Source organism: Hymenobacter mellowenesis, from assembly GCF_030581005.1.
Classification (GTDB): Bacteria; Bacteroidota; Bacteroidia; order Cytophagales; family Hymenobacteraceae; genus Hymenobacter; species Hymenobacter mellowenesis.
In genome coordinates this window covers 25,541-49,506 of record NZ_JAUQSX010000001.1, presented here as the reverse complement: position 1 = coordinate 49,506, position 23,966 = coordinate 25,541, and the positions used below count along the sequence as shown (strand labels likewise).

At 62.2% G+C, this 23,966-nt stretch carries 14 protein-coding genes; 8 read left to right on the top strand and 6 right to left on the bottom strand.

Annotated features, from left to right (window positions below):
* Window positions 1-67 precede the first annotated feature (67 nt).
* From kdpB to Q5H92_RS00190, 6 genes are all read right to left on the bottom strand, one after another.
* Window positions 68-2,107: a potassium-transporting ATPase subunit KdpB gene (kdpB, locus tag Q5H92_RS00210; RefSeq protein ID WP_305009420.1), complete on the bottom strand. Its 2,040-nt coding sequence runs from the start codon at window positions 2,105-2,107 to the stop codon at window positions 68-70.
* Window positions 2,108-2,232: 125 nt separating this feature from the next.
* Entirely contained in the window at window positions 2,233-3,933 is a 1,701-nt protein-coding gene (gene kdpA / locus Q5H92_RS00205) for a potassium-transporting ATPase subunit KdpA (RefSeq protein WP_305009419.1), read from the bottom strand.
* Between the two features lie 4 nt (window positions 3,934-3,937).
* The gene (locus Q5H92_RS26595) at window positions 3,938-4,015 is read right to left on the bottom strand and encodes a potassium-transporting ATPase subunit F (protein ID WP_369811112.1); all 78 of its coding nucleotides are present in this window, start codon (window positions 4,013-4,015) and stop codon (window positions 3,938-3,940) included.
* A gap of 403 nt (window positions 4,016-4,418) precedes the next feature.
* Window positions 4,419-5,783, bottom strand: a complete 1,365-nt coding sequence (locus Q5H92_RS00200) for a sigma-54-dependent transcriptional regulator (RefSeq protein WP_305009418.1) — start codon at window positions 5,781-5,783, stop codon at window positions 4,419-4,421.
* Between the two features lie 97 nt (window positions 5,784-5,880).
* On the bottom strand, window positions 5,881-6,897 hold the full coding sequence (locus tag Q5H92_RS00195) for a LacI family DNA-binding transcriptional regulator (protein WP_305009417.1): 1,017 nt from the start codon (window positions 6,895-6,897) through the stop codon (window positions 5,881-5,883).
* Between the two features lie 251 nt (window positions 6,898-7,148).
* Complete coding sequence (locus Q5H92_RS00190) at window positions 7,149-9,947, bottom strand: substrate-binding domain-containing protein (RefSeq protein ID WP_305009415.1); 2,799 nt, start codon at window positions 9,945-9,947, stop codon at window positions 7,149-7,151.
* 334 nt (window positions 9,948-10,281) lie between these two features.
* Here Q5H92_RS00190 and Q5H92_RS00185 point away from each other — a divergent pair, with 334 nt between their 5' ends.
* From Q5H92_RS00185 to Q5H92_RS00150, 8 genes are all read left to right on the top strand, one after another.
* A complete protein-coding gene (locus Q5H92_RS00185) occupies window positions 10,282-13,335 on the top strand; it encodes a SusC/RagA family TonB-linked outer membrane protein (RefSeq protein ID WP_305009414.1) in 3,054 nt (1,017 codons plus the stop codon).
* 167 nt (window positions 13,336-13,502) lie between these two features.
* Entirely contained in the window at window positions 13,503-14,924 is a 1,422-nt protein-coding gene (locus Q5H92_RS00180) for a RagB/SusD family nutrient uptake outer membrane protein (RefSeq protein WP_305009413.1), read from the top strand.
* Between the two features lie 150 nt (window positions 14,925-15,074).
* Window positions 15,075-16,244 carry an alginate lyase family protein gene (locus Q5H92_RS00175; protein ID WP_305009412.1) on the top strand — a complete coding sequence of 390 codons (1,170 nt, stop codon included), beginning with the start codon at window positions 15,075-15,077 and terminating at the stop codon, window positions 16,242-16,244.
* Entirely contained in the window at window positions 16,244-17,470 is a 1,227-nt protein-coding gene (locus tag Q5H92_RS00170) for a glycoside hydrolase family 88 protein (RefSeq protein ID WP_305009411.1), read from the top strand. The genes Q5H92_RS00175 and Q5H92_RS00170 overlap by 1 nt, the downstream gene beginning before the upstream one ends.
* Window positions 17,431-18,291 (top strand): SDR family oxidoreductase, encoded by an 861-nt coding sequence (locus tag Q5H92_RS00165; RefSeq protein WP_305009410.1) that lies wholly within the window; start codon window positions 17,431-17,433, stop codon window positions 18,289-18,291. Before Q5H92_RS00170 ends, Q5H92_RS00165 begins: the two co-directional genes overlap by 40 nt.
* Before the next feature lie 164 nt (window positions 18,292-18,455).
* The gene (locus Q5H92_RS00160) at window positions 18,456-20,924 is read left to right on the top strand and encodes a glycoside hydrolase family 2 TIM barrel-domain containing protein (RefSeq protein ID WP_305009409.1); all 2,469 of its coding nucleotides are present in this window, start codon (window positions 18,456-18,458) and stop codon (window positions 20,922-20,924) included.
* Between the two features lie 309 nt (window positions 20,925-21,233).
* Entirely contained in the window at window positions 21,234-22,397 is a 1,164-nt protein-coding gene (locus tag Q5H92_RS00155; RefSeq protein ID WP_305009408.1) for an alginate lyase family protein, read from the top strand.
* Between the two features lie 175 nt (window positions 22,398-22,572).
* The gene (locus Q5H92_RS00150) at window positions 22,573-23,754 is read left to right on the top strand and encodes an alginate lyase family protein (RefSeq protein WP_305009407.1); all 1,182 of its coding nucleotides are present in this window, start codon (window positions 22,573-22,575) and stop codon (window positions 23,752-23,754) included.
* The last annotated feature ends 212 nt before the right edge of the window (window positions 23,755-23,966 follow it).

Below are 23,966 nucleotides of genomic sequence, written 5' to 3'. Positions count from 1 at the left end.
GGTTTACTTTCAGCTCGCGAGATGCTTCGCTGCGCTCTGCATGACGGCCATCCGTCATCCGCCAAGCTTACCACACCAGCCCCACCAGCAGGTCGATGACCTTAATTCCGATAAAGGGCACTACCATGCCGCCCAGGCCATAAATAAGCAGGTTGCGGCGCAGCAGGGCCGAGGCGCCCACCGGCTTGTAGGCCACCCCGCGCAGGGCCAGCGGCACCAGCGCCGGAATGATGAGGGCGTTGAAAATAACTGCCGACAGAATGGCCGACTGCGGCGAGTGCAGCCCCATAATATTGAGCGCGCCCAGGGCCGGAATGGCCACCATGAACAGCGCCGGCACGATGGCGAAGTACTTGGCCACGTCGTTGGCGATGGAAAACGTGGTGAGCGTGCCGCGCGTCATGAGCAGCTGCTTGCCGATTTCCACCACCTCAATCAGCTTGGTGGGGTCGTTGTCGAGGTCCACCATGTTGCCGGCTTCCTTGGCGGCCTGGGTGCCCGAGTTCATGGCCACGCCCACGTCGGCCTGGGCCAGGGCGGGGGCGTCGTTGGTGCCGTCGCCCATCATGGCCACCAGCTTGCCGGCCTGCTGCTCGGCGCGGATGTACTGCATCTTGTCCTCGGGCTTGGCTTCGGCAATGAAGTCGTCGACGCCGGCTTTCTCGGCAATGAATTTGGCCGTGAGCGGGTTGTCGCCGGTCACCATCACCGTCTTGATGCCCATGGCCCGCAGCCGCTCAAACCGCTCCTGAATGCCGGGCTTGATGATGTCCTGCAACTCCACCACGCCCAGCACCCGGTCGTTTTCGCTCAGCACCAGCGGCGTGCCGCCGTTTTTGGCCACGGTTTGCACCCGCTCGGCCACTTCGGCGGGGTAGGCCTGGCCGGCGGCCTCGGCCAGGCGGCGCATGGCATCGGCCGCGCCCTTGCGGAGGCGGGTGCCGCCGGCCAGCGTCACGCCTGAGCTACGGGTTTCGGCCGTGAACTTGATAAGCTCGGCGCCCGCCAGACGGCTTTGCAGCTGCGCGGGGTCTACTTTATTGTCGCGGGCCAGCTCCACGATGCTTTTGCCCTCGGGCGTTTCGTCGGTGAGGGAGCTGACGGTGGCTTGCTCGACGAAGGCCTGCATGGCCACGCCCGGCGCGGGCCAGAAGTGCGTGGCCTTGCGGTTGCCGATGGTGATGGTGCCGGTTTTGTCGAGCAACAAAACGTCGATGTCGCCGGCCGTTTCCACGGCCTTGCCGCTCTTGGTGATGACGTTGGCCCGCAGCGCCCGGTCCATGCCCGCGATGCCGATGGCCGAGAGCAGCCCGCCAATGGTGGTCGGAATCAAACACACAAACAGGGCAATGAACGAGGCCACCGCAATAGGCGTGTGGGCGTAGGCCGCGAAGGGCTGCAAGGTCACGCACACAATCACAAACACCAGCGTGAAACCGGCCAGCAGGATGGTGAGGGCAATTTCATTCGGCGTTTTCTGCCGCGCCGCGCCTTCTACCAGCGCAATCATCTTGTCGAGAAACGACTCGCCGGGCGCCGTGGTCACCTGCACCACGATGCGGTCGGAAAGCACCTTCGTGCCCCCGGTCACGGAGGATTTGTCGCCGCCGGCCTCCCGAATCACCGGGGCCGACTCGCCCGTAATGGCCGACTCATCAATCGTAGCCAGCCCTTCAATAATCTCGCCATCAGTCGGGATAATCTCCCCGGCCTCCACCACGAACACCTGCCCTTTCTGCAATTGGGCTGAGGAAACAGCCACCATTTTGCCATCATCGAGGCGCACGTTGGCGGGCGTGTCCTGGCGGGTTTTGCGCAGCGAATCGGCCTGGGCTTTGCCGCGGGCTTCGGCAATGGCCTCGGCGAAGTTGGCGAAGAGGAGCGTCAGAAACAGCACCCCGAACACCGTGAAATTGTAGCCGAAGCTGCCCTGCGCCGCATCGGGCCGAAACAGCAGGCCGATGGTGACGAAAAACATCACCGCCGTCCCGATTTCCACGGTGAACATCACCGGGTTGCGGAACATGGTGCGCGGGTCGAGCTTGACGAAGGCCTGGCCGACGGCTTCGCGGACCAGCGCGGGTTGAAATAAGGATTGGGATTTCATTGTTTCGTTTGTCATCCTGAGCGCAGCGAAGGACCTTATCATGTCCGTGCCGCAAGAATTAGTAATGCCGATGAACGCAACCGTGATAAGGTCCTTCGCTGCGCTCAGGATGACAGGATATAAGGTTAGTACAGCGTGAAATGCTCGGCCAGCGGACCCAGCGCCAGGGCCGGGAAAAAGGCCAGCGCCGCGATAATCCAAATCACGAAAAACACCATCACGCCGAAGGTGGCCGTGTCGAGGCGCAGGGTGCCGGCGCTTTCGGGGATGTATTTCTTGCGGGCCAGCAAGCCGGCAATGGCTACCGGCCCGATGATGGGCAGGAAGCGCGCCAGCAGCATCACCACGCCGGTGCTCAGGTTCCACCAGGGCGTGTTGTCGCCCAGGCCTTCGAAGCCCGAGCCGTTGTTGGCCGCCGACGACGTGAACTCATACAGCATCTCCGAGAAGCCGTGGAAGCCGGGGTTGGCCAGCCAGCCGGCGTATTCGGTGGGGTGCCCGGCGTAGAGGTGGGCCGACATCGCCGTGCCGGCCAGAATCAGCAGCGGGTGCAGCAGAGCCACGATGAGGGCGATTTTCATCTCCCGCGCCTCAATCTTTTTGCCCAGCAGCTCCGGCGTGCGCCCCACCATCAGCCCCGAAATGAACACGGCAATGACCACGAACACGAAGAAGTTGAGAAAGCCCACGCCCACGCCGCCGTAAAAGGCGTTGGTCATCATGCCCAGCAGCTCGCACATCCCCGACACCGGCATGTGCGAATCGTGCATCGAGTTCACCGACCCGCAGGAAATCACCGTGTTCGTAATGCCCCAGTAAGCCGAAGCCGCCGCGCCGAAGCGCATTTCCTTGCCCTCCAAGGCGCCCAGCGTTTGGTTGGTGCCGAGGTGGGCCAGGGCGGGGTTGCCGTGCATCTCGTAGTACACCGTGGGCGCCAGTAGCAGCAGGAAGCCCGCCGTCATCACACCCAGCACCATGTAGGAAAGCTTGGGGCGCTTCAGATAATACCCCAGCGCAAACACCATGGCCAGCGGAATGAGCACCAGCGCAACGTTTTCCACCGCGTTGGTCAGGTAGGTCGGGTTTTCGAGCGGGTGGGCCGAGTTGGCCCCGAAAAAGCCCCCGCCGTTCGTGCCCAGCTCCTTGATGGCCACCATGGCGGCGGCCGGCCCCCGGCTCACCTGCACCGAGTCGCCCTGCACCGTCACCACGGCCGCCTTGCCAGCATACGTCATGGGCGTGCCCTGGAAGGCCAGCACCAGCGCCACGGCCAGCGAAAGCGGCAGCAGCACCCGCGTGAGGCTGTGCACAAAGTACACGTAGAAGTTGCCCAGCCGCTCGGCGCTGCGCTCGCGCAGGGCGTTGAACACCACCACGCAGGCCGCCATGCCGGTAGCCGCCGTCACAAATTGCAGAAACATCACCACCACCGTTTGGGAGAGGTAGCTCATGCCCGTTTCGCCGGAGTAGTGCTGCAAATTGCAGTTCACCAGAAAGGAAATGGCCGTATTAAACGCCAGGTCGGGCGTCATCGAGGGGTTGCCGTCGGGGTTGAGCGGCAGGCTGCCCTGGGTGCACAGCACCAGCATGGCCCAGAAAAACCACAGCAGGTTGATGGTGAGCAGGGCGCGCAAATGCTGCTGCCAGGTCATTTCCTGGCGGGCGTCGATGCCGCCCAGGCGGTAGAGACCGCGCTCCAGCGGCCCCAGGAAATCCGACCACGACCGGTCGCCGCTATACACCACGGCCAGGTAGCGCCCCAGCGGCAGGGCCAGCAGCACCGTACTCAAAAAAATGACGGCAATGCCGATAAGTTCAGTATTCATGGGTTTAGAAGCGTTCGGGGCGCAGCAGCACGTAGCCGAGATAGGCAAACGTGCCCAGCGCCAGCCCAAAAAGGATGGTCATCATGAGAAAGCGGGGTTAAATGCGGTCGAAAAACCCAATGGCCTTGTAGCAGAGCCAGAAGCCGGCCGCGCCCAAAGCCACGAGCAGCGGCGTCATCAATAAATCAGGCATAGGGGAGGGGATTAAGTGCGCAAAACCTGCGTGCCATCCCCAGGGCAAATCCGGCCCCGAAAGCCTTGTTTTTGATTTGTTAGACTGATAAACGACTGACGTGAAGCGTAATAATTTTTCGCCTGTCTGTGTGCTATCGGGCGCGACGGTCCGCGTACCCTAGCGTTTCGCTAGGGCGATTTGCAAAACGCTAGGGGTAGCGCGAATTTTCAGTTCGCGCTACGGTCCACCGCGCACAAAAAAGCCCCGCCGATAGGGGCGGGGCAGTGGGGCTGCGGCAGTAGGGAAGCGCCTACAACTGATACTCCTGCAGCTTGCGATACAGCGTCGTCAGGGCCACGCCCAGCACCCGGGCGGTTTCGGTTTTGTTGCCGGCGGTTTCCAGCAGCACGCGCTGGATGTGGCGCTTCTCCACGTTGCGGAGGCTGCGCTCGTCTTCGGGGCTGGCGGGCTGGTCGGCGCTTTGCAGGGCGGCTATCTGCAGCTCGATGGGCAGCAGCTCGGGCGTCAGGGGCTCGTCGGGCGGGGTGAGGATGGAGGCGCGCTCCAGCACGTTGCGCAGCTCGCGCACGTTGCCGGGCCAAGGGTAGCGCTCCAACACGAGCAAGGCCTCGGGGGTGAGCTCCAGCGGGCGGCGGCGCAGCTTGGTGGCAAACTGCTGCAGGAAAAACCGCGTCAGCGGGGCCACGTCGGTGGGGCGGGCGCTGAGCGGGGGCACCCGCACTTCCACCACCGAGAGCCGGTAGTACAAATCGGCCCGAAAATGGCCCTGGGCGGCTTCCTGGCGCAGGTTGCGGTTGGTGGCTGCTACCAGGCGCACGTCCACGCGGCGCGGCTTGGTGTCGCCGAGGCGCATGAATTCTTGGGTTTCGAGTACGCGCAGCAGCTTGGCTTGCAGGGTGATGTCGAGCTCGCCGATTTCGTCAAGAAACAGCGTGCCGCCGCTGGCTTCTTCCAGCAGGCCCTTCTTGTCGGTTTGGGCCCCGGTGAAGGCGCCTTTTTTGTAGCCCAGCAGCTCTGATTCGAGCAAATCCTTGGGGAAAGCGCCGCAGTTGAGGGCCACAAACGGCTTAGTCCGGCGCAGCGAGGCCTGGTGAATGGCCTGGGCGAACAGCTCCTTGCCCGCGCCGGTGGGGCCTTCGAGCAGCACGGTAGCATCAGTGGCCGCCACCTGGCGGGCTACCTGCTTGGCCTGCTCCAGCGCCGGCGAGTGCCCAATCATCGACTCAAAGGTGTGCCGGGCGCCCACTTTCTGCTCCAGCTCGTGCACGCGGCGCTGCAGGCGGGCCTTGTCGGCAGCGCGGTCCACCACCACCAGCAGCTGGTCGTCGGAATCGCCCTTGGTGAGGTAATCGAAGGCGCCTTCCTTCATGGCCCGCACGCTGTCGGGGATGCGGCCGTAGGCGGTGAGCAGGATGACTTCGGCCAGCGGCGCCCGCTGCTGGTAGCGGGCCAGCAGGTCGAGGCCGTGGCCGTCGGGCAGCTTCACGTCGCTCAGCACCACCAGCACCTCGTCGGCGTGCTGCTGCAGGGTTTCGAGGCCGCGGCGGGCGTCAGGAGCTTGCAGTACGGTGTAGCCTTCCAGCTCCAGCAGGCGCGCCACGGCCTGGCGCAGCGCGGTTTCGTCGTCGATGAGCAGCAGGGTTCCGGTAGGCATGCAAGGGGGATTTTTGGCAAAGATGCCGCATTTCAGCCCTAATGTCTTTTCGGCCTGAGTAGCTACGCCTCCCGGCGGCTACCCAATCTATTGCTGCCTAAAGAGTGGCCGTAGAAGCCCGCGCCACCAGCTCCGATTTCAGCACCATACTGTGGGCGGGCAGCACGGGCTTGTGCTTGATAATGGACTGGAACAGGATGCGCGCCGCTTCTTTGCCGATGGCGTAGGCGGGCTGAGTGATGGTGGTGAGGCTGGGCGCCAGCAGGGATGCCGTTTCCATGTTGGAAAACCCCACGATTTTAATATCCTGCGGAATGGCGCGCCCCAACTGCTGGCAGGCCTGGTAGCTGCTCAACGCCAAGCGCTCGACGGAGGCAAAGATGCCGTCGATATCGGGCCGCTGCTGAAGTAAGTTCTTGATTTTGCGCAGGCTGTCGGCGTTCGAGCCGCTGCCGTTGAGCACCAGGCCCGCGTCGTAAGGAATGCGGTGGTCGTGCAGGGCGGCCATATAGCCGTGCAGGCGTTTATTGCCGATGGAAAGTGTGCCCGACACCTGCAAATGCGCGATGGTCCGGCTGCCGGCCCGCAGTAAGTGCTCGGTGGCCTGGTAGCTGCTGGTGTAGTCGTCGGTGGTGACGGTGGCCGTGTTCAGGCTGTCGCTCACCCGGTCGAAAAGCACAAGCGGCAGGCCCCGCTGCCGCAGCTTTTCGAGATGGGCCACGCTGCGGGTGCCGCTGGCCAGGGCCATGAGCACCCCATCGACGCGGCCACCGGTGAGGTACTTGGCTACGGCTTTTTCCTGCTCACCGCTGTCGTGGGTGAGGTAGATGAGCACATGGTAGCCATTCTGCTGGGCCACTTCCTCGATGCCATTGATGGCCAGCGAAAAGAAATGGTTGTCGACCTGCGGCAGCACTACGCCAATGGTTTTGGTCACGTTGTTGCGCAGGCTGCCGGCAAACGGGTTGGGTTGGTAATTGAGCTGGCGGGCCACGGTCTGCACCCGCTCGCGGGTGGCGGTGCTGATTTCGTAGCTGTCGCGCATAGCCCGCGACACCGTGGACGACGACAGGCCAAGCTCGCCAGCCAGCTGTTTTAGATTGACAAAGCTCATGGGCGGGTGGGTTTTTGAATCAGAAGCAGGCGGGAGATGCTGGCTGAGCCGTCGCTTTTCCCCGGCCGACATCAATAGCCGACCCCTACAAAATTCCACGTGCCACGCGCCCATATCCTGCTCATTTATTACACAGGCTGTTCACAAGAAGATTTTTATTTAATAGACTAATTTTTAATTTGTTATAAATAAAAAAACCGACCTGTATAACAACTCGGTTTCGTTTTTATAACAGGGCTTTTGAGTTTGTTTCAGGATGTGGCCGATACGTGCAGGGCCCGGAATTCGGATGGTGACAACTGGTAGCGCGCCCGGAAGCTGGTGGAGAAATAGGAAGGAGAGGAGAAGCCCAGTTCATAGGCTACATCCGATACAGTGCGCTGCTCATCCAGCAGTAGGTCGCGTGCTTTGGTCAGGCGCAGGCTCTGGATAAAATCGGTGACGCCGGTGCCCAGCACGGCCTTCACTTTGCGGTAAAGCTGCATGCGCGAGATGCCCAAGGCGCGGGCTACGTCTTCCACGCTCAGGTCGGTTTTGGTGAGGTTGGCCTCCACCACGGCCGTGAGGTCGAGGAGAAATTTCTGGTCGGGGCTGGCGGGCGCGACCGTGGCGGTGTCCAAGCTAAGCTCGCGGCGGAAGTGCGCCCGCTGCCGGGCGCGGTTGGCCAGCAGGGTGCGCACGCTTTCCAGCAGAAAAGTGGGGTTGAAGGGTTTGGTAAGGTAGAGGTCGGCGCCGGCCTGCACGCCTTCCAGCTGCTGCTCCGCCGCTGAGCGGGCCGTGAGCAGGATGACCGGAATGTGGGACGTGCGCCAATCGGCCCGCAGCTGCGCCACCACTTCCAGCCCGCCCAGGCCGGGCATCATCACGTCGCACACTATCAGGTCCGGAATCAGCTCCGTGGCCAGCCGGAAACCGCTGTGGCCGTCGGTGGCGCTTTGCACCCGGAAATCGCCGCGCAGCTTGCGGGCCACAAAGTCGTTCACTTCGGCGTTGTCCTCAATCACCAGCACCAGCGTTTCGCTGGCCGTTTCGGAGGCAGCCACCAAGACTTCGGTTCCAAAATCGGCCGGCAGCGGCTCTGGCTCATCCAGAGAAATGGCGGGCAGCTGCATCGCACCACTGGCGCGTAGCTCCTCCGGCAATTCGCACGGTACCGCCACCGTAAACGTGCTGCCCTGGCCCGGCTGACTGCTGAGCGTGAGCTGCCCTTGGTGCAGCCGCACCAGCCCGTGCGCCAGCGCCAGGCCCATGCCCGAGCCCTTGGCCACCGCGCCCTGCTCGCCCTGATAAAACCACTCAAAAACGTGTGCCCGGTCCTGCGCACTGATGCCAGGACCGGTGTCAGCCACGCTCAGGCGCCAGGCGCGGCCATCCTCAGCGGCTTGCAGGCTCACGGTAATCTGACCCTGCTCGGGGGTGAATTTCAGGGCGTTGGACAGCAGATTGAGAAAGACTTTGTCCAGCAGATTGGCGTCGAACCAGGCGTGCAGTTCCGGCTCGGCCGCCACGAAGCGCAGCTGCACGCCGCGCAGTCGAGCCGGCTTCTCGAAGGCTTCCACGATGTCGCGCACGAAATCCACCAGGTCGCTTTCGGTGGCGCGCACGGCCATTTTGCCCACCTCAATTTTGCGGAAATCCAGCAGCTGGTTCACCAGTTGTAGCAGCCGTTGGGTGTTGCGCTGCACCAGCGCCAAATCCTGCCGCTGCGCCCCCGACAGCTCCGAACTGCTTCCGAGCAATTCCTCCACCGGCCCCATAATGAGCGTGAGCGGCGTGCGCAGCTCGTGCGAGAAATTGGTGAAAAAGCGCAGCTTGGCCTCGGTGTCGGCGCGGGCCTGCTCGGCCAGAGCCTGAATCTGGTTGCGCTGCTGGCTGATTTCCTCATTCTGAACCAGCAGCTGGCGGTTGATTTTATCGTTTTCGGCGTTTTGTAACACCAGCTGGTGGTTGATGAGGCGGTTTTTGCGGGCCGAGCGCCAGGCCACCGCGCCCAGCGCTAGGGCCCCAAGCAGGGTGGCCAGCAGGCCATAGAGCACGGTGCGCTGGCTGGCGTAGGTGGCGCGCAGGCCCTGCAGCAGTCCGTGCTGCTGTTCGATGTCTTTTTGCTGGGTGAGGATTTTCTCGCGCTGCTGCATCATCATCCGCACGTTGGTCGAGTCGATGACCACCGTACTCAGCTGATTTTCGCGCTTAAAGGGCTGGTGGTTCAGAATGCGCAGGGCCGTGCGAATGGCATCCTCCCCGGCCGGCGAATACAGCAGCGAGGCCTTGAATACGCCCTTGTCGACCAAATCCAGCGCCAGCCCATCAACGCCAATGATGCCCACCTTCTGGCTGAGGCCAAGCTGCTGAAGCACTTCGGCGGCGCTGCGGCCCATGTTGTCGTTGTGGGCGAAGATGAGCGCGGCCTCCGGATGCGCCAGCAGCGCGGCTTTCAGCGGCGCTTTCAAGGTCGTGATGTTCCAGTTGCCAGTCACCTCGGCCGCCACGTGCATGTTGGGGTAGGCCACCATGCCTTGAGCGAAACCCTGGTGCCGCCCCGCAGTGGCCGATGACTTCCGCGCTCCAGTCAGCTCAATCACGCTGCCGTGCTCGTGCAACAGACTGGCGGCGTAGCGCGCGGCTGTCTGGCCCACTTCCACGTTGTCGCCGCCCACGTAGGCCGTGAACTCTTGCGAAGTAATGCGGCGGTCGAGCAGCAGCACCGGAATGCCCGTTTCGTAAGCTGCTTCCACGGCCGGCGTCACGGGGCCGGGCTCGTAGGGCGACACAATCAGTAGGTCGATGCCGCCGGCCAGCAACTCTTTGATTTGCTGGGCCTGGCGCTGGCTATTGTCCTTGGCATCCAGCATGCGCAGCTGCACTTCGGGATGGAAGCTCAGCTCGCGCTTCATGCCATCCAGCACCGCCTGCCGCCAGATGCCTTGCGTGCTGCACTGCGAAAAACCGATGCGGTAGGCGCGCGGCCGGGCTGGCTCAGCGCAGCTGCTGAGCAGCGCTACCAGCGGCCACAGCCACGCCCATACTCGAAAGCCAATCCTACTAATCACGGGTAATCCTGAAAATGCCGGGGCGAAACGGGCAGCCTGGCTTACCCAAATATACGGCTTGCTGCGACCGGGCTGGCCCAGGCCCGAAGCCGGCGGCACCCGTCCGGGCCATGCCGTGCCGCGCAGTTGCCACTGCTTGCCGCAGAACTGCCCCGGCTTTTGCAACAGCTATTTCATTAGTTTGAGTGTAAATAGCTGATTTGCAAACTATTAAAAGCAAATTTTACGTAAACGATTCCGTAAAAAAACGTTTTTTGCGAGCCGCTTGGGGGATTTGAGGTTCTTTATTTACTGAATAAATGAGCCCTCACTCACTTTAATAATCCCACCTATTATGCGAAAACTTTGTCTCATTTTTGGGCTACTGGCGTTCCTGGGAACGTTTGTGGCGCAAGCCCAAACCCGGCAAGTGACCGGGCGGGTCCTCAACGCGACGGATAAAACGCCCCTGCCCGGCGTGTCGGTGCTGCTGAAAGGCACCACCACGGGCAGTAGCACCAACGCGGCCGGCGAGTTCGAGCTAAATGCCCCGGCAACTGGCGGCACGCTCGTGTTTTCGTTCGTGGGCTTCGAATCGTTTGAGCAGCCCATCGGTACCTCCACTTCCTTCAATGTGCAGCTGAAAGAGCAGGCCCAGGACCTCAACGAGGTGGTGGTGGTGGGCTACGGCACGCAGCGCAAGCGCGACATCACCGGCGCGGTGGCCTCCATTTCGGCCGAGCAGGTTGCCGAAACGCCCATCGCCCGCGCCGACCAGATTTTGCAGGGCCGCGTGAGCGGCGTGCAGGTGACGCAAACCAACTCGGAGCCGGGCGGCAACGTGTCCATCCGCATCCGGGGCACCAACTCCATCAACACCGGCAACGAGCCGCTGTTTGTGGTGGACGGCTTTCCCGGCGCCGGCGACCTTAACTCCATCAACCCGAGCGACATCGAGAGCGTGGAGATTCTGAAAGATGCTTCGGCCACTGCTATTTACGGCTCGCGCGGGGCCAACGGCGTGGTGCTCATCACCACCAAAAAGGGCAAAGTGGGCAAAGGCACCATCAACCTGGAAGCCTACACCGGCGTGCAGATTGTGCGGCACAAGTACGAGCTGATGAACGCCAAGGAGTTTGCGCAGTACCTCAACGAGGTGAATCCCGGCACCGGCGTGGGCGCTATTCCGGCGCCCTACCGCCAAGGCCAGATTGACTCCCTGGGCGAGGGCACCGACTGGCAGTCGGCCATCCTGCGGCCGGCCCGCATGAGCAACTACCAACTGGCCTTCAACGGCGGCACTGAGGAAACGCGCTACAACCTGAGCTTTAACTATTTCGACCAGGAAGGCATTGTGCTGAACTCGGGCTTCCAGCGCGCCACGGTGCGCCTGAACCTGAACCGCAAAATCAGCCGCAAGCTGAGCTTTGACTTTTCGAGCCAGCTGGCGGGCACCTTCGAGCAGCGGGCCTTCGCCAACTCCTCGGGCGGCAGCAACGGCGGCGTCATCCTCGATGCCCTGCGCTTCAGCCCCATCAACCCGGTGCGCGACGCGGCCGGTAACTACACTTACTCCAACACGCCGCTGCCCTACGTGGAGGACGTGGGCAACCCAGTGGCCTACGCCGAAAAAGCCAAGGACCACCGCACCACCGCCCGCGGCCTGTTCAACGTGGCTGGCAACTACGAAATCCTGCCCGGCCTGACGCTGCGCATCACCGGCGGCCTGGACTACAATAACAACCAGCTCGACGCCTACCGGCCGTCGGACATCTACCTGGGCCGCCTCACCAACGGTTCGGCCAACCGCGTGCAAACCAACCGCTACAGCTGGCTGAACGAAAACACGCTGACCTACGACAAGAAGCTGAACGAGAACAACTTCCTGAACGTGGTGGTGGGCGTGACCGAGCAGCAGTTCTACGGCAACGACTTCAGCGCCACGGCCAACGGCTTCTTTACCAACACGCTGGGCTCCGATAACCTGGCGCTGGGCTCCAACATCCAAACGCCGAACTCGGGCAAGTTCACCAACTCGCTGGCCTCGTACTTCGGCCGCGTCAACTACCGGCTGTTCGAGCGCTACCTGTTCACGGCCACGCTACGGGCCGACGGCTCGTCGCGCTTCGGCAAGAACAACAAGTGGGGTTATTTCCCGTCGGCAGCCTTTGCCTACCGGCTGATTGACGAGAAGTTTATGTCGGACTTCACGGCGTTGAGCGACCTGAAGCTGCGCGTGGGCTTCGGCATCACCGGCAACCAGGAAATCAACAACTACCAGTCGCTGGCGCGCTACGACGTGGGTTCCTACGCCTCGGGCAGCACCCGCCTGGTGGGCCTGGTGCCGGCCAACATCCTGAACCCCGACCTGCGCTGGGAATCGACGGCTGCCACCAACGTGGGCATCGATGCCGCGTTTCTGCAAAACCGCATCACCTTCACGGCCGATGCTTACTATAAGAAAACGAGCGACTTGCTGCTGCGCGTGGCCACGCCCCGCACCACTGGCTACGGCGACATTCTGCTGAATGCCGGCAGCGTGGAAAACAAGGGCCTGGAGTTTGCCCTCAACACCACCAACTTCGACAGCAAAGCCTTTGGCTGGAAAACCAACCTCAATATTTCGATGAACCGCAACAAGGTGCTCGACCTGTACAGCGTGGACGAATTGCCGGTGGGCGCCTCCAGCTCCAGCCTCTTTGTGGGCGCGGGCCTGGGCCAGACCAGCATCCTGCGCGAAGGCGAGCCCATCGGCTCGTTCTACGGCTACCAGTTCGACGGCATCTGGCAGTCGGCCGACGAAATTGCGGCCAGCGGCGCCAAATCGACCACGCTGCGCCCCGGCGACCCGCGCTATATCGACCAGAACGGCGACGGCTTCATCACGGCCGCCGACCGGGTTATCATCGGCCGGGCCCAGCCCGATTTCATTTATGGCGTCACCAACAACTTCACCAAGGGCGGCTTCAGCCTGAGTATTTTCATTCAGGGCGTGCAGGGCACCGACGTGCTGAACCTGAACCGCTACGAGCTGGAATCGGGCGTGAACAGCACCAACAAGCTCAAAACCGTGGTGGACCGCTGGACGCCCACCAACCCCAGCAACACCATTCCGCGGGCCGGCAGCACGCTGCGCCGCAGCACCGGCATCGTGAGCGACGTGGTAGAGGACGGCAGCTTCGTGCGCCTCAAAACCGTGACGCTGGGCTACAACCTGCCCAAGTTCAGCAAAGCCGTGAAATCGGCCAGCGTGTACATCACCGCCCAAAACCTGGTGACGCTGACCAAATACACCGGCTTCGACCCCGAGGTAAACTCCTTCGGCCGCGACAACCTGAGCCTGAATACCGATTACAATGCCTACCCCAGCACCCGCACGTTCATCGCCGGGCTGAAGATTGGTTTCTAGAACATTAAATCGATAGAACGTCATTAGAAAGAACGTCATGCTGAGCGCAGCCGAAGCATCTCGCGTGCAACAGTAATCAAAACCGCCACAACGAAGCGGTAGAGATGCTTCGACTTCGCTCAGCATGACCGTGCTGGTGTTGTTCATCAACCCTCCGAACTCATCCCATGAAAAAGAATATCCTGTTCCTGAGCTTGCTGACCTTGGGCCTGAGCTCCTGCGAGAAATTTCTGGAAGAAAAGCCCTACGACTTCCTCGCCGCCGAAAACTTTTACCAGAATGAGGGCGACGCGGTGGCCGGCCTCAACGGCGTGTTCAACGCCCTGCTGCCCCAGACGTACTACGGCCGCACCGGCTGGCAAATCACCGAGCTGCCGGCCGAGCTGATTCGGGTGGGCAACGCCAGCGACGAGCGCGCCCAGCTCTCGCGCTTCACCTTCACGCCCACCAACACCGAAATCAACAGCTGGTGGACCAACTCGTACCGGATGATAAACCGGGCCAACGACGTGATTGAGAAGGTGCCCGCCATCAACATGGACGCGGCCAAAAAGGCCAACATCATCGGCAATGCCCGCTTCCTGCGCGCCCAGGGCTACTTCGATTTGGTGCGCTGCTTCGGCGACGTGCCCCTGGTGACGGCCACCGTGAAGGGCCCCAACGACGAGCTGCGGCCGTCGCGCACGCCGCTGGCCCAGGTGTACAACCAGATTATCGAGGACCTGCAATTTGCCGAAGCCAACTGCTACGCCGAAAACCAGATTCCGGCCGGTGAGAAAGGGCGCGTGTCGAGAGGGGCTGCGGCGGCCGTGCTGGCCAAGGTGTACATCACCCGCGCCACCACCAGCGCCGCCCTGGCCACCGACAACCAGAACGGCCTCGATGCCTGCAACCGCGTGATTGGCTCGGGCTTATACAGCCTGCTGCCGGTGTACGGCGACGTTTTCAACCCCGATAAGGAGAACGGGGCGGAGCACATCTTTAGCATCCAATTTGACCTGCCGCCGAATACGGGCAACATCATCGTGCGGCAGTTTTTGCCCTCGCAGTTGGCTGGTTTGGGCACTTTTACGGTGGAAGACAGCCTCGTGCGCGCCTACCGCACCACCGACGTGCGCCGGGCCTGGAACATCAGCAACCAGGCCGGCACCACCACGCTGGCTCGCTACTATTTCAACAAGTTTCGGGACGACAAGCGCATCGTGAACGACTCGCGCTGCAACTACCTCGTGACGCGCTATGCTGACATTCTGCTGCTGCAATCGGAAGCCCGCAACAACCTCAATCCCAACGACCCGCTGAAATACCAGGGCTACAACCTGGTGCGCCAGCGCGCCGGCATCGCGCAGTGGGCCAGCACTCGCGTCACCACCAAAGACGCTTTTGTGGACATGCTGGTGCGGGAGCGCGGCTGGGAGCTGGTGCAGGAAGGCCACCGCTGGTTCGACCTCGTGCGCCTCGGCCGCCTGCAGGAGCGGGAGCGTGCCATCTTCAACCGCGTGGTGGACAACAAGTACCTGCTGTTCCCCATCCCGCAGCCCGAGCTGATTCTCAACCCGAACCTGACCCAGAACCCGGGCTATAACTAACGGCGCGAACTGTAGCGTGGACTCTGCGAGTCCGCGCATTGCAGAACGTTCGCCCCGGCGCGGACTCGCAGAATCCACGCTACAGCTCGCCTTATTAGCGAACCATTCATTATCAGTTTATTATTCATGCGATTTGTCCTTCTTTTCCTAATGCTGTGGTGGGCAATGAGCGCGCCGGCGCCGGCAGCTGCAACTGCCGCGCCGGCCGCGTTCATTTTGCTCGACCCTGCCGCCCTGGCCGCCTACAAAACGGCCTACAAAGCCGGCCACCAGCCCGAAGTCACCCGCGTGCAGGAGCTGCTGAGCGAGGCCAACGCCGCCCTCAAGCGCGGGCCTTACACCATCACCACCAAGCCCCAAACGCCCCCCAGCGGCGACAAGCACGACTACATCTCGCAGGCTCCGTACTGGTGGCCCGACCCCACGAAGCCCGACGGCAAGCCCTATATCCAAAAGGACGGGTTGCGTAACCCCGAGTCGGAGGCCATGAAGGACAGCGACACCATGAGCAAGCTGTGCGCCGACGTGCAGAAGCTGGGGCTGGCCTACTACTTCTCGGGTAACGAAGACTACGCCCGCCAGGCCACGCGCCTGCTGCGGGTGTTTTTCTTGGACCCCGCCACCCGCATGAACCCCAACCTGAACTTCGGGCAGGGCATTCCTGGCATCAATAATGGGCGCAACTTCGGCATTATTGAAACGCGCCATCTGGTGAATATTCCGGAGGCGCTGGCTTTGATGAATGGCAGCCCGAGCGTGGACGCGGCTGTGGTAGGAGGGGTGCAAGCTTGGTTTAAGGACTTCACCACCTGGCTCACAACCAGCCCGGTGGCTCTACCCGAAGGCGCGGCCAAGAATAATCACGGCACGTTCTACGACACGCAGGTGGTGGATTTTGCCCTTTTCACTGGCAACACGGCCCTGGCCAAAACCACTCTGCAGCAGCAAACCTGGCTCCGCGTGCCCGTGCAGTTCCAACCCGACGGCGCGCAGCCGCTGGAGCTGGCCCGCACCCGCCCCTGGAATTACACCAGCATGAACATGCAGGGCTGGGCCCGCCTGGCCCTGATGGCCCCGCACGTCGGCCTCGACCTCTGGCACTACGCCACGCCCGACGGCCGCGGCCTGCGCGCTGGCGTGGAGTGGTTTCGGCCCTACCTGCTGGGCCAGAAAAAGATGGATAAAGCCGACGCCGCCGGCACCTCCAACACCCTGGCCCTGGACGTGTATGAGCAGGCCAGCCGCGCCTACCCCGACCTGAAAGCCGCCGCCGTTTTCGCGCAGCATCCTGATTTCAAACCCGTGCCCTGGGCGTACTGATGATGAAGCAATTCCTGTATATCACGGCCGCTTTGCTTGGGCCCGCACTGGGGCCGTTGCAGGCCCAAAAGAAGCAGCCTGCCAAACTGCCCGTCAGCAAGCAGCTGGCCGTGCCCGTAGCCACTGTGGTGGCCCGCGCCGAAGCCCAGTACGCCGCCTACCTGCGCCGCTACCCCGATAGCACCCAGCACCCGCGTAGCACCGAGAACGACGGCCGCCTCGTGCGCACCACCTCGCGAAACTGGACCAGCGGTTTCTTTGCCGGCAACCTGTGGTACCTGGCGCGCCTGAGCGGGCAGCCGCAGTGGCCGCGCCGCGCCGCGGCCTTCACCGAAACCCTGGATGCCGAGAAGAACGTGACCACCACCCACGACCTGGGCTTCATCCTGAACAACTCTTACGGACAGGGCTACGCCGTCACGAAAAACCCGAAGTACCGCGCCGTGCTGCTGCAAGCCGCTGCCACACTGGCCAAGCGCTTTAATCCTAAAGTTGGGGCCATCCGTTCCTGGGACCACCACGCCGAGGTGTGGAGCTACCCCGTCATCGTGGATAACCTGCTGAACCTGGAGCTGCTCTTCGCCGCCTCCCGCCTCAGCGGCGACACCGCCTACGCGCACATTGCCAAAACCCACGCAGCCACCGATTTGAAGTACCGCTTCCGGCCGGATTTTAGCACCTACCACGTCCTGAATTTTGACCCCGCCACTGGCAAACTGCTCACGGCCGTGACGCACCAGGGCTTTGCCGATAATTCCTGCTGGGCGCGGGGCCAGGCCTGGGCCATCTACGGCTACACCATGGTGTACCGCGAAACTAAGGACCCCAAATTCCTGGCCGCTGCCCAGCACGCAGCCGACTATTTCCTGGCCCAAACGGCCAAAATTCCTGACCGCATTCCCTACTGGGACTTCAACGCGCCCGACATCCCCAAGGCGCCGCGCGATGCCTCAGCCGCCGCGGCTGCCGCCTCCGGCCTGCTGGAACTTAGTAAGTACGCGCCCCCAAAAAACAACTACTACGCTGCCGCTACGGCCATCCTGGCCAGTTTGAGTGCGCCCCAATACCTCGCAGCGGCCGGCACCAACAACTTCTTTCTGCTGAAGCACAGCACCGGCAACAAGCCGGCCAACTCCGAAATCGACGTTCCGCTCGTGTACGCCGACTATTATTTCCTCGAAGCCCTATGGCGCTATCAGAATTACGCTCAGTTGACGCTCAACTAGCCCCCGCGGCCAGCCCTTTTTCCCTCGAAAACAAGGTTATTGTCGTAACCGGCGGCACCGGCATCCTCGGCGAGGCCTTCCTGGCCGGCATCGTGGAAGCGGGCGGTACGGTGGGCATCCTGGGCCGCAACGCCGCCGTGGCCGAAGCCCGCGCCGCCGCCATCAACGAGCAGGGCGGCCGGGCCCTGGCGCTGGTGGCCGACGTACTGAACGAAGAAGAACTGCGCCTGGCCTGCGACCTCATACTAAGCACCTTCGGCCGCATCGATGGCTTGGTGAACGCAGCCGGCGGCAACGCGCCCGATGGCGTGCTGGCCCCCGATACCGACGTGTTCAAGATGGACCTGGCCGGCATGCGCCGCGTGATGGACCTCAACGTGTGGGGCACGCTGCTGCCCACCCAGGTATTCGGGCCGGCCCTGGCCGAAGCGGGCGCGGGCAGCATCGTCAACATCTCGTCCATGAACTCGAAGCGCGCCATCACCAAAGTGCTGGGCTACAACATGGGCAAGTCCGCCGTGGACTGCTACAACCAGTGGTTCGCGGTGGAAATGGCCAACCGCTACGGCGACCGCCTGCGCATGAACGCGCTGGCCCCCGGCTTCTTCCTCACCGAGCAAAACCGCAGCCTGCTCACCACGCCCGAAGGCGGCTTCACGCCGCGCGGCGAGCTGGTGATTCGCCAAACGCCCTTCAAGCGCTTCGGCCAGCCCGACGAGCTGAAAGGTGCCCTCGTCTGGCTGCTGAGCGACGCTTCTCGGTTCGTGACCGGCTCCATGATTTGCGTGGACGGCGGTTTTTCCATCTTCGGCGGCGTGTGATGTGGACTATGAAGGCAAGTTCTTTTTGGCGCAACGGCGGAACCTCACCCCCGGCCCCTCTCCCGCAGAGAGGGGAGCCTGACGACTTTAAAAGCCGTCTAGTGGAGTTTCGCAAATCTCACGCAAATCGTCAGGCTCCCCTCTCCGCGGGAGAGGGGCCGGGGGTGAGGTTCCGCCGTTGCGCCGTCTACATACTGCTGCTGCTCAGCTTCAGCAGCAACATCCCAGTTTTCGCGCAGCAGCAAACCCGCCTGAACGCCGGCTGGGAATTCGTGCGCCAGGACCTGGGCGGCGTGTGGGAAGCCGTGCGGCCCGTGACGGCCGGCAACCCCGAAAGCGTGCCGCTCTGGGAGCCTGCGACGCTGCCGCATTGCTTCAACGCCCGCGACGCCGTGGACCCCGACGCGAACTACTACCAGGGCCCCGGCTGGTACCGCACGCAGCTCACCATCCAGAACCCCTACGCCAACGGCCGCACGCTGCTACACTTCGAGGGGGCGGGCCAGAAAACTCGGGTATTTATCCACACCACCGAAGTCGGCAGCCACGTCGGCGGCTACGATGAGTGGACCGTGGACATCACTCAGGCCGTGGCCGATTTTCAGAAAACCGACGCTTTCAAAACCCAGTTCAAGGGCAAAATTCCGCTCTCCATTCGCTGCGACAACTCGCGGGATTTGGAGATGATGCCCTCCGACTTGTCAGATTTCAACATCTACGGTGGTCTCTACCGGTACTTGAACCTCGTGTACGAGCCAGCCGTTTCGCTGGAGCGCATAGCGGCAAAAGCGGAAGTTGATGCCGCTGGAAAGCTTGGCACGCTGACGCTAAAAGGTGTTTTTCGGGAGCCTTTGGCTGACGGAAATGAGTTGGTGAATGTCCAGCTGCTCGACCCCAAGGGCAAAGTAGTAGCGAAGGCCCAAGCCAGCATTGCCATAAAAACCGGTGAGTTGGACCTGGCCAGTTTCAGGCTAAAAGCCCCGCGCCTCTGGGCACCAGAGCACCCGGAGCTCTACACTTTGGAAGTGACGACGGGCAGCGGCCCCGGGCAGTTTAAGCACCGCGAAAAAATCGGCTTCCGGCACATCGAATTCGTGGAGCACGGCCCGTTCCGGCTGAACGGCCAGCGCCTACTGCTGCGCGGCACCCACCGCCACGAAGACCACGCCGGCGTGGCCGCCGCCATGACCGAGCCCCAGATTCGGCAGGAAATGCGGCTGATGAAAAGCATGGGTGTCAACTTCATCCGCCTGGGCCATTACCAGCAGTCGCGCATCGTGCTGAACCTCTGCGACTCGCTGGGCATCGTGGTGTGGGAGGAAATTCCCTGGTGTCGGGGCGGGCTGGGCGGCGAAATCTACCAGGCGCAGGGCCGCCGCATGCTCACCAACATGGTGCAGCAGCACTACAACCACCCGGCCGTCATCATCTGGGGGCTGGGCAACGAAAACGATTGGCCCGGTGACTTCCCGGAGTTCGACAAGGAGAAAATTCGCACCTATATGAAGTCGCTCAATGACCTGGCGCACCAGCTCGACCCGGCGCGCTACACCGCCATTCGCCGCTGCGACTTCTGCAAGGACATTCCGGATGTGTACTCGCCCTCCATCTGGGCCGGTTGGTACCGGGGCATTTACACCGATTACAAGGAGGTAACGGAGCAGGAGTTCAAGTCCGTGAAGCGCTTCCTGCACGTGGAATGGGGCGGCGACAGCCACGCCGGCCGCCACTCCGAAAACCCCGACAACGCCTTAGCCAAAATCAGCCGCGGCCAGGGCGCCGACGAGCGCGCCGGTGACGCCAGCCTGTTCGGCGGCAGCGCCCGCGTTTCGAAGGACGGCGACTGGAGCGAAAGCTACCTCTGCAACCTCGTCGACTGGCACCTCAAGGAGCAGGAAACCATGCCCTGGCTGAGCGGCGCGGCCTACTGGCCGTTCAAGGATTTCAGCACGCCCGTGCGCCCCGACAACCCCATTCCCTACATGAACCAAAAGGGCGTGGTGGAGCGCGATTTCACGCCCAAAGAGGCCTTCTACGTCTTCCAGTCGTACTGGACCACCGCGCCGATGGTGCACATCTACGGCCACTCCTGGCCCGTGCGCTGGGGCGAGGCCGGCGAGCAGAAGATGGTGAAGGTGTACTCCAATGCCGCCGCCGTGGAGCTGTTTGTGAATGGCCAGAGCCAGGGTGTAAAAAAGCGCAACAGCCAGGATTTTCCCGCCGCCGGCCTGCGCTGGCTCGTGAAGTTGAACGAAGGTGAAAACACCTTCCGCGCCGTGGCCCGCCAGGGCAAAACCACCGTGCAGGACGAAATAACCCAGCGCTACCAAACCACCAAATGGGGCAAGCCTGCCAAGCTCACCCTCACCAAAACCACCGAAACCAGCGGCCTCGCCACCATCGAAGCAAAGCTGTTCGACGCCCAAGGTGTGCAGTGCCTGGATGCCGCCAGCTGGCTGCGTTTCGGACTGACTGGCGACGGTGTGTTGCTCGACAACCTGGGCACCAGCAGCGGCTCGCGCAAGGTGCAGGCCTACAACGGCCGCGCCATTATCCGGGTCCGCACCAACGGCCGGCACAGCGTCGCCAGCGTGGCTTCGGAGGGCATGGAAACGGTGTTTTTGAACCTGTAGAACTGTAGCGTGGACTCTGCGAGTCCGCGCCCGGGCGAACAGGCTCGGGCAATGCGCGGACTCGCAGAGTCCACGCTACAATCGCCAAAATTTTCTCATGTGGTTTCTGCGTTCTAACAGTTGTTAACTCATTAAAAACGAGTGTGTAGCATGCGTTATTTTTCGCAAACGATTCCGTAAATAAAGCCTGCTTTTGAGGTGCTTATCGGTCTTTGATGATTCTACTTTTATGCCGCTCCCCGACGATGGCCTAAGTCGCGAAGCTGCCTGATAATCATTGTTTCCATCCGTCAATTCCCACAGAAGCTCATGACCCATTTTGCCTCGCTACCCCGCTTTGCCCGTCTGGGCTTTGCTGCCGCCATCACCCTGTTCAGCAGCTGCCAGAAAGAGTCCGTCGCCACGCCCGACACCACCACGGCCAGCACCGCCGATTCGACGATTACCACCTTCCGCCACCCCGGCGTGGTGGTGAGCACCGCCAGCCTCAACCTGGTGGCCGGGCAAGCCAACGCCGGCGATGCTACCCGCACCGCTGGCTACAACAAGGTGGTCGATTACATGAACCAATACGCGGTGCCGACCAATTTTCCCGCCGTGGTGTACGTGGTGGGCAGCGGCGGCAGCCCCTCCGAAGACCAGATTCGGCGCGACTGCATCCTGGCCTACGCCTGCGCCCTGCGCTGGGTGAAAACCGGCAGCACCACCTACGCCAACCAAGCCAAGCAGATTCTGAACGGCTACGCCTACAACTTCCAGCGCTACTCCACCTCGCCCAAGCCCGACGGCAGCCCCACTGAGTTCCGCCAGACCTACCTGGAGGCGGCCTGGGTGGCGCCCACCTTCGTAGCGGCGGGCGAAATTATCCGCTACCACCAAGTGAACGGCGCGGGTGCGGGCTGGTCGGCCACCGACGTGGCCAAGTTCTCGGACTTCCTCAACAACCTGAAAAACAACTACGTGAACAACGTGCCCGGCGCCATCAGCGACACCAACAACTGGCAGGCCTCGTACTGCTACGCCAAAATGGCGCTGGGCGTGTGGTTCAACAGCACGGCGGTGTACGATTCGGGCTACGACTACCTGCTGCAAATCATGCCGCAGTTGGTGTATTCCGACGGGGCCATCAAGGAGCAGCGCGACCGCGACTGCGTGCACCCGCAATACACCCTCACGGCCATGACCTACGCCGCCGAAACAGCCCGCATCCAAGGCAACAATGCCCTCTACGAAGCCAACGGCCAGCTCATCAAAAACGGCTGGAACAAGTACGAGGATGCCGCCGCTGGCAACTACTCGCGCAACTGCAGCGGCAGCCAGATTTTCCCCGGCATCGAAACCGCTTACAACTACTACGGCACCAGCAAGCTAGCCTCCCTGCGCGACCGCCAGGACCCCTACGGGGTGTCGGGCGACAAGACCTTTCTGGGTTTCACTTCCTTCACGCACCGCAGCATCGGCACCGTGCGCTAACGTAGCGTGGACGCTGCGAGTCCGCGCCTGAAGGAACGTCATGCAGAGCGTAGCGAAGCATCTCGGGTGCAGGAGTAATCAAAGCCGTTTTCACGATTGAGTTACTACCACACGCGAGATGCTTCGCTGCGCTCTGCATGACGTTTTATGGTGCGTAAGTTTATAAATCCAGTCTATGCTGCTCCGCATAACCGCCTTACTGCTAGTCCTCCTCACGGCCGCGCCCGCCACCCGCTCAGCCTCGCCACCCGCCAGCAAGCTTCGGCAGGAGGCCATCCGCACCCTGAGCCCCTACGTGCTGAAAGAAGCGGCTTGGGCCTTGCAGCAAGTGCCCATTACGGTCACGGCCAGCGTCTCCCCGCGCAGTGCGGGCGGCCCGCACGATTTCTTTTCCGAAGGCGACTACTGGTGGCCCGACCCGCAAAACCCTAGTGGTCCCTACATCCAGAAAGACGGCCTCACCAACCCTGACAATTTCACGGCCCACCGCCTGGCTATGATTCGCTTCAGCCGCGTCATCGGCGCGCTGGCTTCGGCCTATAAGCTGACGGGCGACGAGAAGTACGTGCGCCACGCGCTACTGCACCTGCGCGCCTGGTTCACCGCTTCGCAAACGCTGATGAACCCGTCGCTGCTCTACGCGCAGGCCATTTCGGGCAAATTCACGGGGCGCGGCATTGGCATCATCGACACCATTCAGCTGATGGAAGTGGCGCAGGGCGTGCTGGTGATGCAAGGGGCCAAAAGCTTCGGCAAAGACGACCTGGCCGGCATCAAAAGCTGGTTTGGCCAGTACCTGACCTGGCTCACCACCCATCCCAATGCGAAAGAGGAAATGAACGCCGCCAACAACCACGGCACCTGCTGGACCATGCAGGTGGCGGCCTTCGCCCGCCTCACCGCCAACCAAGAGCTATTGGCCCTGTGCCGCACCCGCTACAAAACGGTGCACCTGCCCACCCAAATGGCGCCCGATGGCAGCTTCCCGCTCGAAACCAAGCGCACCAAGCCCTACGGCTACTCGCTCTTCAACCTCGATGCCATGACCATGCTCTGCCAAATCCTGAGCACGCCCACCGACAACCTCTGGACTTACCAGACGCCCGATGGGCGTGGCATCCGAAAAGGCATCGAATTCCTGTACCCGTTTGTAAAGGATAAGAACGCCTGGCCCTTCCCCAAGGATGTAATGTATTGGGAAAACTGGCCCGTGGCGCAGCCCTTCCTGGTTTTCGGCGCGGTGCAGTTCCAAAACCCGGCCTGGCTCGGCACCTGGCAGAGCCTCGACCACGCGCCCGAGGTGCCCGAAGTGGTGCGCAACCTGCCCGTGCGCAACCCCCTTATCTGGCTGAACTGAGGCGGAATGCCGACTCTGCTTCAATGCAGTTTTAAAACGAGCATTCTAACAGGAGCCGCAATTTGGAGCACTTCGGCCAAGCTCGACTGCTTGATGGCTTCTGAAATGCTGCCGCTGACTATTCAATCGGTGCCTTCGGAGTGGCCGCATCAAGCGCAGCACTTGTTGCTGAAAAGCAAGCGTGTCCGGGTGCTGCACCAGCAGCCAGAAAT

Excerpts from the sequence above, each read along its gene's own strand:
- kdpB (WP_305009420.1), bottom strand. The coding sequence starts at position 2,107 with ATGAAATCCCAATCCTTATTTCAACCCGCGCTGGTCCGCGAAGCCGTC.
- kdpA (WP_305009419.1), bottom strand. The coding sequence starts at position 3,933 with ATGAATACTGAACTTATCGGCATTGCCGTCATTTTTTTGAGTACGGTG.
- Q5H92_RS26595 (WP_369811112.1), bottom strand. The coding sequence starts at position 4,015 with ATGACCATCCTTTTTGGGCTGGCGCTGGGCACGTTTGCCTATCTCGGC.
- Q5H92_RS00200 (WP_305009418.1), bottom strand. The coding sequence starts at position 5,783 with ATGCCTACCGGAACCCTGCTGCTCATCGACGACGAAACCGCGCTGCGC.
- Q5H92_RS00195 (WP_305009417.1), bottom strand. The coding sequence starts at position 6,897 with ATGAGCTTTGTCAATCTAAAACAGCTGGCTGGCGAGCTTGGCCTGTCG.
- Q5H92_RS00185 (WP_305009414.1), top strand. The coding sequence starts at position 10,282 with ATGCGAAAACTTTGTCTCATTTTTGGGCTACTGGCGTTCCTGGGAACG.
- Q5H92_RS00180 (WP_305009413.1), top strand. The coding sequence starts at position 13,503 with ATGAAAAAGAATATCCTGTTCCTGAGCTTGCTGACCTTGGGCCTGAGC.
- Q5H92_RS00175 (WP_305009412.1), top strand. The coding sequence starts at position 15,075 with ATGCTGTGGTGGGCAATGAGCGCGCCGGCGCCGGCAGCTGCAACTGCC.
- Q5H92_RS00170 (WP_305009411.1), top strand. The coding sequence starts at position 16,244 with ATGATGAAGCAATTCCTGTATATCACGGCCGCTTTGCTTGGGCCCGCA.
- Q5H92_RS00165 (WP_305009410.1), top strand. The coding sequence starts at position 17,431 with ATGGCGCTATCAGAATTACGCTCAGTTGACGCTCAACTAGCCCCCGCG.
- Q5H92_RS00155 (WP_305009408.1), top strand. The coding sequence starts at position 21,234 with ATGACCCATTTTGCCTCGCTACCCCGCTTTGCCCGTCTGGGCTTTGCT.
- Q5H92_RS00150 (WP_305009407.1), top strand. The coding sequence starts at position 22,573 with ATGCTGCTCCGCATAACCGCCTTACTGCTAGTCCTCCTCACGGCCGCG.